The organism is Mongoliibacter sp. (genome assembly GCF_007692705.1).
GTDB lineage: Bacteria > Bacteroidota > Bacteroidia > Cytophagales > Cyclobacteriaceae > Mongoliibacter.
This window is the reverse complement of record NZ_REBN01000237.1, coordinates 1-8,516: the sequence shown is the minus strand read 5'-3', so window position 1 is coordinate 8,516 and position 8,516 is coordinate 1. Positions and strand designations below refer to the sequence as shown.

6 protein-coding genes, 1 tRNA gene and 1 pseudogene are annotated in these 8,516 nt (G+C 39.3%); 4 read left to right on the top strand and 4 right to left on the bottom strand.

All coding sequences use genetic code 11. The features are described 5' to 3' along the window. Window positions 1-524 (top strand): annotated as a pseudogene (locus EA341_RS16635) (zinc carboxypeptidase); the annotation flags it as partial. A gap of 115 nt (window positions 525-639) precedes the next feature. Beyond that, window positions 640-2,844, top strand: coding sequence for a radical SAM protein (locus EA341_RS16630; RefSeq protein ID WP_293016294.1), 2,205 nt, complete (start codon window positions 640-642; stop codon window positions 2,842-2,844). A 138-nt stretch (window positions 2,845-2,982) separates the two neighbouring features. On the opposite strand, the gene EA341_RS16625 is transcribed toward EA341_RS16630, so the two are convergent. Then, window positions 2,983-3,054 (bottom strand) — tRNA-Glu (locus EA341_RS16625). Window positions 3,055-3,247: 193 nt separating this feature from the next. On the opposite strand from EA341_RS16625, the gene gap reads away from it, so the two are divergent. Continuing rightward, a complete protein-coding gene (gene gap / locus EA341_RS16620) occupies window positions 3,248-4,240 on the top strand; it encodes a type I glyceraldehyde-3-phosphate dehydrogenase (protein WP_293016293.1) in 993 nt (330 codons plus the stop codon). Window positions 4,241-4,246: 6 nt separating this feature from the next. Here the strand turns inward: gap and EA341_RS16615 are convergent, their stop codons facing one another. Genes EA341_RS16615 through EA341_RS16605 form a run of 3 tightly spaced genes read right to left on the bottom strand, consistent with a single transcriptional unit; the run spans window position 4,247 to window position 7,376 of the window. Next, complete coding sequence (locus EA341_RS16615) at window positions 4,247-4,612, bottom strand: hypothetical protein (protein WP_293016292.1); 366 nt, start codon at window positions 4,610-4,612, stop codon at window positions 4,247-4,249. 1 nt (window position 4,613) lies between these two features. Continuing rightward, window positions 4,614-5,834 (bottom strand): NAD(P)/FAD-dependent oxidoreductase, encoded by a 1,221-nt coding sequence (locus EA341_RS16610; protein ID WP_293016291.1) that lies wholly within the window; start codon window positions 5,832-5,834, stop codon window positions 4,614-4,616. A gap of 6 nt (window positions 5,835-5,840) precedes the next feature. Beyond that, entirely contained in the window at window positions 5,841-7,376 is a 1,536-nt protein-coding gene (locus EA341_RS16605; protein ID WP_293016290.1) for a helicase HerA-like domain-containing protein, read from the bottom strand. Window positions 7,377-7,498: 122 nt separating this feature from the next. Between EA341_RS16605 and EA341_RS16600 the strand changes: the two genes are divergently transcribed. Next, window positions 7,499-8,516, top strand: a 1,018-nt coding sequence (locus EA341_RS16600) for a DUF2891 domain-containing protein (RefSeq protein ID WP_293016289.1), incomplete at its 3' end; no start/stop codon positions are given.

Below are 8,516 nucleotides of genomic sequence, written 5' to 3'. Positions count from 1 at the left end.
CTTCTCAGATAGCCCATATCAAGGATTGGTTGAATAGAGGTGGAACCATTATTTCATTGAGAATGGCCAGCCAATGGCTCCAATCACAGGAAATCGTCAAGGAGGAATATCTTCAAATGGAAAGCGAAAAAGAGCCTGACTTTGTTCCTTTTGGCTCCAGAAGGGACTTTGAAGGAGCTAAAGCAATCGGTGGAAGCATTTACAAGGCCAAATTGGACATTAGCCACCCATTGGGTTTTGGTTATAGAAATGGTGAAATTCCTGTTTACCGAAACTCCACTATTTTCTTTAAGCCCTCCAAAGACAAGTATCAAACTCCTGTCAGGTATGCTGAAAACCCTTTGATGGGAGGCTATATTTCCCCTGCAAATCTTGAGAAAATCAAACAGAGTGCAAGTGTAATGGTCAGTCCTGTAGGAAGTGGTAGGGTTATTCATTTTATTGATAATCCTAATTTCAGAGGTACTTGGTTTGGAACAAATAAGCTTTTCCTGAATGCCATTTTCTTTGGTGATAAAATTTAAGCAAGCATAGTAAACCATGTTTCAGAAAGTACTGCCTTGGCTTTGGGCAGTACTTTTTTTATTTAATGGGACATTAATCCTGAAAATTCATGAACTTTGGGACAAAGAAAAATCTGTGTCAAGTTCCATATTACTCCTTACCCCTCCATTTACCCAGCTCAATACCCCCTACCCTGCTACAGCATATATTAAGGGGTACTTGAATACAATTCAAGTCAGATCTGTACAGGCAGATCTTGGTATAAATGTGATTCTAAAAATGTTTTCAAAAGCTGGTCTATCAAAAGTATTTGATACCATTTTATCACTGGACTTGGGAAAGTTTTCAAAGAACTCAAAAAGAATAATTCGTTTGAGGCATGAGTACTTAGCGACCATTGATCCTGTTATAAGTTTTTTACAATTTACCAATCCAACCCTTGCCTATAATATTTGTGATGAGGAATTCTTACCGCAAGCTTCACGCTTTGAGCAATTGGAAGATTTGGAATGGGCTTTTGGGACTTTAGGCTTACAGGATAAGGCAAGGCATTTAGCGACTCTATATTTGGAAGATTTGAGTGATCTCATTCAGGAGTGTCTGGATCCCAATTTTGGTTTTAGCAGGTATGCGGAAAGATTGGGAAGGTCAGCAGTGCATTTTGACCCCATAGAAGAAGCATTGCTTCAAGAACCTAGTTTTACGGATTTGTTTCTTTTTGAAGCCTTGGATGAGCTTTTTGCACATAAAATCCCTGATTTAGTCTGTTTTTCTGTTCCTTTTCCCGGGAATCTATATGCGGCTTTGAGGGCAGGAAAATACATCAAAGAAAATCATTCCCATGTCAAAATTGCCATGGGAGGTGGCTACCCAAATACCGAATTGAGATCTTTGAAGGAACCAAGAATTTTCAAATATCTCGACTTTATTACTTTGGATGATGGCGAGCGGCCTTTGAGTTGTCTGTTGGAATACTTACAAGGAAAAAGGACTTTAAGTGGATTGAAAAGGACCTTTGTATATGAGGATGGAGAGGTGAAATATATCAATACATCCAAAGAAGTAGATATTTCTTTCAGCAAAACAGGAACTCCGGATTATACAGGTCTTCACTTGAAGAAATACCTGTCAGTGATCGAAATGGCAAACCCCATGCACAGGTTGTGGTCTGACGGAAGGTGGAATAAACTAACCATGGCACATGGCTGCTATTGGAAAAAATGTACTTTTTGTGATATTTCACTGGATTACATAAAAAACTATGAGCCCATAAATGCCAGTATCATTTGCGATAGAATTGAAGAGCTGATATCACAAACTGGGGAAACTGGATTTCATTTTGTAGATGAGGCTGCTCCCCCAGCCTTAATGCGGGAATTGGCTATTGAAATTTTGAAAAGAAATCTCAAAATCAGCTGGTGGACCAATATACGTTTTGAAGAAAGGTTTACTTTGGACCTGTGCAGGTTATTGAAAGCTTCAGGTTGCATTGCTGTATCCGGAGGACTGGAGGTTGCCTCTGACAGGTTACTTACTTTGATGCAAAAAGGAGTTACTGTAGCGCAGGTGGCAAGGGTGGCACATAATTTTACTAATTCCGGAATTATGGTTCATGCCTACCTGATGTACGGATTTCCTACCCAAACAGCTCAGGAAACTATTGACAGCCTTGAGATGGTCAGGCAGCTATTCATGAATAATGTTTTGCAATCCGGCTTTTGGCATCTATTTGCCATGACTTCCCATGCCCCCATAGGTATGCAGCCTGAAGCATATGATGTTGTAAGAATAGGACCTGAAAAAGGGCTTTTTGCGGATAATGACCTTGCCCATGAAGATCCCAAAGGAACAACACATGAGAAATTCAGCGATGGGTTAAAAAAAGCACTGTTCAATTTCATGCATGGTTTGGGTTATGATTTCCCTTTACAGGAATGGTTTGGGTTTAGAGTTCCTAAAACAACAGTTCATAAAAATTTTATCTGGCGATCTATACAACAAGAAACATCTCTGACCATCAGACCAAGCTCAAAACTGATTTGGCTCAGCACTATTCCTGAAATGGAGAAATATTATACACATAGAAAAGGAAAACAAAAAGAGCGATGGAAACTTATTTTTACCAGTAAATCTCAGGTCAGAGAATTAGACATTGAGAAAGAAATAGGTGAAAAAATAATCATCATGTTAGAAAAATGTATTCCATTACCTGAAAAAAAGGAAATGGTTTTAAGCGAATTTCAAAAGTTTTATGAAAGTCTAGGGTTGGACGATTTTGGAGCCTTTCTTGAATCAGAACTTTGGGAAGTGCTTCAGGAAGAAGGCCTGGTATTGGTATAAATATATAATGAAAAACCCGGCCTAAAAGACCGGGTTTTCACTCACTTTAACCACTAACAACCATAAAACAAATTCCTCATGTTGAGGACCCGAAAGTCCTTCTAGTCACTCAGAACGATGAAAAACATCAATTGTTCGTAGTCGATACGGGAATCGAACCCGTGTTTCATCCGTGAAAGGGATGCGTCCTAACCCCTAGACGAATCGACCATTTTGATTTTGGGGAACCTCATTTTCGTAAGGTGATGCAAATATAGAGGCTTAAATCTACAATGCAAAACACAGCCAAAAAATATTTGGTTTCCAACTCCAAAACTCTGAAAATAAGCTGGAAAAATATTTTTAGTCATTGAAGAACAACTTTATTAATTTCGCATCTGATAAAATTAGTCACCACTATTACATGAAAAATAAAAGAGTTGCTGTAAATGGATGCGGCAGAATAGGCCGTTTGGCCATTAAATTGATTTTAGAAAAAGAGGGTGTGGATTTGGTAGCAGTTAATGACCTGACAGATCCAGAAACTCTAGCTCACCTGATCCAATACGATTCTATTCATGGGAAATACCCCCATAAGGTAGAAGTCCTCAATGGCAACATCGTAACCAAAGGGAAAACCATTAAAATTTTTGCTGAAAAGGATCCTTCAAGAATCCCATGGAGGGAATTGGATATAGATATTGTCCTGGAATCTACGGGAAGGTTCACAGAAAGAAAACTGGCAGAGGGTCATCTAAAAGCCGGAGCCAAAAAGGTAATCATCACAGCTCCCTCAAAAGATGAACATGTACCAACTGTGGTGCTGGGAGTTAATAATGAGGTTTTAGAGAATGAATCGGATGTGGTTTCCAATGCATCTTGTACTACAAACTGTCTTGCCCCAATGGTGAAGCTTCTGGATGATCATTTTGGAATAGTAAAGGGATTTGTATCTACAGTCCATTCTTATACAAATGACCAAAACCTTCATGATGCTCCTCACCGCGATTTGAGAAGGGCAAGAGCCGCTGCTTATTCCATAATCCCCACCACTACACATGCAGCTAAGGCCATGGAAATAGTATTGCCCCATCTGAAAGGTAAGATTGAAGCTTCTGCCATGAGAGTTCCTGTTCCTGATGGTTCTCTGACAGATTTGATTGTATTATTGGAAAGGGAAACGACGACCGATGAAGTCAATAAGCTATTTGAAAATGCAGCTAAAAATGAGTTAAAAGGTATTCTGGAATATGTGGATGCCCCTATTGTGTCCATTGATATCATAGGCAATCCCCATTCCTGCATATTTGACTCAGGGCTGACTTCTGCAAAAGGAAATTTAGTGAAGATTGTAGGTTGGTACGACAATGAAGCCGGTTACTCGAATAGGCTCGTGGACTTGATCCAGTTGATCTAGTTTATATCAGGCCTCATCCTCTATGTCAGTAACATGAGGCCTGACATAATCTATGGCATCCTGAACTGCATCTAAAAATTTATCAAAATGGACCATAAAAGCTTCGTTGAAACCTTGCTCTTCAATGATCTCCTTACCATCCAGAATAATTTCACTTAATAATGTCATGTCAAATAAAGCAAGAGATGGCTTTACTTTGTGTCTGATTTCCTGAATAATTACCTGATCTTGATTTTCAGCACCTTCAATGTACTTATCTCTGAGTTCTTGTAAAGAAAAATAAATAGCCGAAACCAACTCTGCTTTAAACTCAGCGTCTCCTTCGGTCATTTCTTCGATTTTATCAAAACTCACAGGTGGTGTTTGTTGCATGTTATTTTGGATGATTCACATTGCTTCCTGCCAAGTATCCAGTACTCCAAGCGGCCTGAAAATTAAAGCCACCGGTTATTCCGTCAATATTTAATACTTCTCCGGCAAAAAACAGCCCTTTTATGATTCTGCTTTCCATAGTTTCAGGGTTAACTTCAGATATATCAACTCCACCGGCCGTCACAAATTCTTCTTTAAATGTTGTCTTTCCTTTAACGGCAACAATATAACAAAAAAGATTTTGAACCAATCTATTAAAATATTTTTTTGAAATGTCCTGCCAAAGCAAATTTTCTTCGATTTCAGCAGTTTGGGTGAGATGTTCCCAAAGCCGTGATGGCAAATCAAATAAGGGATTTTTCGAAATTTTCTTTTTGGGATGCTGGATTTTAAAATTAATAAGATGTTTTTCAATATCACTTTCAGAGTGTGATGCATTCCACCTTATATGGGCATTCGTTTGGTATTCATGCTCATATAGCCATTGAGCTCCGAAGGCCGAAAGCTTCAATACTGCTGGACCGCTCACTCCCCAGTGTGTAATCAACAAAGGTCCTTCATAAGAGAGCTTGGTACTCTCCAGGCGTACGTGGGCATTTGGAACAGATATTCCCATAAGCTTTCGCAGAGGTTCTTGGGGAGTATTGAAAGTGAATAAAGATGGAATAGGTGGAACAATAGCATGCCCTAATTGCTGAATGTAATTGAATCCTTCTTTTTTGGGATTTCCTCCCGAGCATATGATCAATCTATCAAAAATTAATTCTCTCTTGCCATCACTGACTTCAAACATTCCCTTTGATATTGAAATCTTGTGTACATTAAAACTTTTAAGAACAGCCACCTTAAGTTTTTCAGCTTCTTTTTCCAGCGCATCTATAATGCTTTGAGAAGAATCAGAAACGGGAAACATCCTTCCATCAGATTCTACTTTTAGTTTTACTCCCCTACTTTCAAACCAATCAATGGTATCTTTGACAGAAAAGTGCCGGAATACTTTTTTTAGGAATTTTTCTCCTCTAGGGTAATTCTTAGAAAGCTTGGACACTTCAAGAGCATTGTGGGTTACATTGCACCTACCTCCTCCTGAGATTTTCACCTTGGCCAAAGTCTTGGAGGTCTTTTCCAGAAGGAAAACTTCTGTCTGAGAACCTGCAGCATGTATAGCGGCGAAATAACCTGCAGCTCCTGCGCCTATTACCCCTATTTTTAATTTATTCACTTTAAATTATCTCCTTTTTTTACCAGTAATAGAGCCCATTATACCTCTTGTGACTTCCCTAAAAACCGTTCTTCCTAATTGTCTCATCATCGTATTCTTGCTCAAATCTTCCAGCAGGGTTGTTTCTTTGGCAGGTCTACCTCTCTTAGTAGGAGGAGTTTGGACTTTTTCCTTTTCGGCATGCTTTTCAGCTTCCGTAATTTTCTTATCCAAAAGATGAAATGCACTTTGTCGGTCGATCATCACATTATATTTACTTACCAAATGGGACCTTTCTACCAATTGATTAATTTCCTCTTCAGCCAAAATATCCATTCGGGAAATAGGTGCCCTCAGAAGGGTATGCGCCAATGGAGTGGGAATACCTTTTTCATTGAGCGCTGTAACAAGTGCTTCACCAATTCCCATAGATGTCAGGACTTCATCTGTTTTGTAAAAATCTGAAATAGGGTAATTTTCTGCAGTTTTCCTGATTGCTGTTCTATCCTTAGCCGTAAATGCCCGCAAAGCGTGCTGGATTTTAAGTCCTAATTGCCCAAGAATTCTTTCAGGGACATCCGTTGGTGTCTGGGTGCAAAAATATACTCCAACTCCTTTGGAACGGATTAATTTCACTATTGCTTCTATTTTATCTATAAGATCCTTAGAAGCATTGGAAAAAACCAAATGTGCTTCATCTATAAAAAGACAAAGCTTGGGTTTTTCTGAATCTCCCTGTTCAGGAAAGGTCTCATAAATTTCAGATAGCAGACTCAACATAAAAGTAGAAAAGAGCTTGGGCCGGTTTTGAATATCGGTTAGCCTTATAATGGAGACTACTCCCCTACCGTTGACATTTCGGACGAAATCATTGACCTCAAAAGAGAGTTCACCAAAGAAGTTCTCCGCACCTTGCTGTTCCAATTCAATGATTTTCCGCATGATGGTATTTACCGTAGCTGATGAAACAGCACCAAATTCTTTGCTAATTTCTTCTTTACCTTCATTGATTACATATTGAAGTACTTTTTTGAGATCCCTTAGATCCAATAAGGGCAGGTGATTTATATCACAGTATCTAAAAATCAGAGCCATTACGCCGCGCTGAGTATCATTGAGTTCAAGAATTTGGGACATCAATACCGGTCCAAATTCAGAAATCGTAGCTTTGAGTTTGACACCTTTTTCATCACTGATGGACATCAACTCTACTGGCAAGCCCATCCCTTCATAATCCACCTCAATAAGTTGAGACCTCTTTTCAATATGGCTGTTGAAGGTGCCTGGCCGAGCCAACCCGGATAGATCCCCTTTAAGGTCCATCAACACCGAGGGAACACCATTGAGGGAAAGCTGTTCTGCAATTACCTGAAGTGTTTTGGTTTTCCCTGTACCGGTAGCACCAGCTATCAAACCATGCCTGTTCATGGTTTTTAAAGGAATCTTAACCTGTGCCCCTTTTACAGGTTCCAGATCAAGTATACCTGTACCTAAAACAATGGATTGGCCTTTGAAATTATAACCTTGTTCGAGGTGTGCCCTAAAGTCTTCTATTTTGCCCATAGGATAGATAATTGTTGAAAAACTGAATTCAAAAGAATAAAAGATCTATTTCAAAAGTAAGGATTTCTCCTTTTAAAAAGTGGATTAATCTCTTAACTTCAAAAATTCTTAATCTGTCTTTTATGAAAAAAATCTACCCATTCCTGTTTTTCATTATATGTTTGAATATTACATGGCATTACTGTTTCGGTCAACAGGCAATACCACAACCTGTTAAACTCAGCCTGGAAGAAGCCAATCGACTTTCGAAACTCCCCCTTCATTGTATGCAGGTGGAATACCCCAATAAATTGAATCAGACATTAGAAGACGAATCATTTTTAAAAGGTCCTAAAGCACTCCATCCTGCTTTTTACGGATGCTTTGACTGGCATTCAAGTGTGCATGGACATTGGATGCTGGTAAGCTTGTTGAGAGAATTTCCGGACTTAGAAGATACTGAATTGATCAGAAAAAAATTGTCTCAAAATATCAGTAAGGAGAATATTGAGCAGGAAGTGGCATATTTCCACATGCCTCAAAACAGTAGTTTTGAAAGAACGTATGGTTGGGCTTGGATCCTGAAATTGGCAGAGGAACTTTTAAAATGGGATGATCCTTTGGCAAGAGAACTGGAAGGGAATCTTCAGCCCTTGACAGATTTGATGGTTGAAAAATACATCGATTTTTTACCCAAATTGATTTATCCAATCCGTGTTGGTGAACATAGCAATATCGCTTTTGGGCTTTCGCTGGCTTTTGATTACGCCTTGATTGCAGATCAAAAGCAATTAACAGAACTGATTAGGGAAAGGGCCTATCATTGGTTTGGGCAGGATAGAGATTGTCCAATGGGATGGGAACCCAGTGGTTTTGATTTTCTTTCACCCTGTTTTCAAGAACTGGATATCATGAGAAAGGTGATGCCTGCCGATGATTTCTTGGTGTGGCTGGAAGCCTTTATGCCTGACCTTGAAAATCCTGATTTTACATTGGATCCTGGAGAAGTGAGTGACAGGACTGACGGAAAGCTGGTACATTTAGATGGGCTCAATTTTAGCCGGGCATGGGTATTATATGGCTTGATCACGAGTTTTCCTGAGCAATACGGACACCTTACCGGGATAGCCAATGAGCATGTAATGTATTCTTTACCCTCAA